The 1,414-nt window shown below is 43.6% G+C and carries 2 protein-coding genes and 1 pseudogene; 1 reads left to right on the forward strand and 2 read right to left on the reverse strand.

Annotated features, from left to right (window positions below; all coding sequences use genetic code 11):
* Nucleotides 1-678, reverse strand: a 678-nt coding sequence (locus R8269_RS24385) for a LacI family DNA-binding transcriptional regulator (RefSeq protein ID WP_318222796.1), incomplete at its 3' end; no start/stop codon positions are given.
* A 176-nt stretch (nt 679-854) separates the two neighbouring features.
* On the opposite strand from R8269_RS24385, the gene R8269_RS24390 reads away from it, so the two are divergent.
* Nucleotides 855-1,187, forward strand: coding sequence for a tRNA-binding protein (locus tag R8269_RS24390; RefSeq protein WP_025545625.1), 333 nt, complete (start codon nt 855-857; stop codon nt 1,185-1,187).
* 69 nt (nt 1,188-1,256) lie between these two features.
* Here R8269_RS24390 and R8269_RS24395 read toward each other — a convergent pair.
* A pseudogene (locus R8269_RS24395) lies at nt 1,257-1,414 on the reverse strand (gamma-glutamylcyclotransferase); the annotation flags it as partial.

Below are 1,414 nucleotides of genomic sequence, written 5' to 3' on the forward strand. Positions count from 1 at the left end.
AACTTCGCCACCATCACTGTTGGGTTCACCGTATTCGATGTAGCTTTTGGAGAGCTCAATACCATGTTCTTTCAATGCGGCTTGGTAACCTTGCAATCGCTCATCGGTATCTTCGATATCGTGGGATGAGGCAATACAAGCGATTTTGCGATGCCCGTGACGAATTAAATATTCTGTCGCGAGGAATGCTCCTTTGCGGTTATCAAGGGAAATACAACGTTCGGCCAGTTCTGGGATATGACGATTGATAAGCACCATACCTTTCACTTCTTGGGCGTAGCCAATTAGCTCCTCATCAGATAAGCCTTTCGAGTGGATGACTATTGCATCGCAACGGCTGTTGATCAGTAATTCTAGGGCTTGACGCTCATCTTCTGGATTATGGTAACCGTTGCCAATCAAGATATGTTTGCCATTTTCGCGCGCGACATTATCGACGGATTTGACCAGCGTGCCGAAGAAAGGATCGGACACATCACTCACCAACACACCCATGGTATTTGTGCTTTGACTCACCAGTGCGCGAGCTGCGGCATTGGGTCTGTAACCCAATTTGCTCATTGCTTTGGTGACCGACTCTACCGATGATTGACTGGCTTTTGGGGACTTGTTGATCACGCGAGAAACCGTTGCGACCGAAACACCTGCTTCTTTCGCGACATCCTTGATCGTTGCCATATAGAACCTTTAGTGGCTAAAAATTTTGACTGAAAGTATTAAACACCCATTGTGTAATAAGTGCAATTTGATAGAGGATTTGCTTTCGGAAATGAGATCTTTACCACTTGTATTTATTAAGCTTACTGATAGTGTAAACGTTATCTTTTTAGTAAAACTTTACTGAGGTTTTAATTATGGAAACTATCGCTTACTCTGATTTTGCCAAATTAGAAATTCGTACCGGAAAAATCATTGAAGTAGCTCGTCATCAAAATGCAGACAAGCTGTATATTGTGCAGATTGATATTGGTGAAAAAACACTGCAAACCGTAACCAGTTTAGTGCCTTATTACACCGAGGAAGAGTTGATGGGAAAACAAGTGGTCGTGTTGTGTAATCTTGCCAAAGCCAAAATGCGCGGTGAAACCTCTGAATGTATGTTGTTATGCGCAGAAACGGATGATGAATCCGAAAGTGTGTTACTAACGCCAGAAAGAGTGATGCCGACCGGGGTGAGAATTGTTTAATCAGTTCACTGGTCGCTCTATTGTAAAAACAGCTCTTAGTTTAGAGCTGTTTTTACAGATGGGATTGAGCTACGAATTTTGGGCAATCAGATTATCAATCAACTCGTAATGGTGTTCTTGCACTCCTGCAAGGTTGCCGTATTTGGGTTGGTGGCGGTCATTTTCTTTCGCGTGGTGCCAGCCAATGGTGTGACGCACAAAATGCTCCGCAAATGCATGGGATACCT

The sequence above is a fragment of the Vibrio sp. Vb0667 genome, assembly GCF_033391095.1.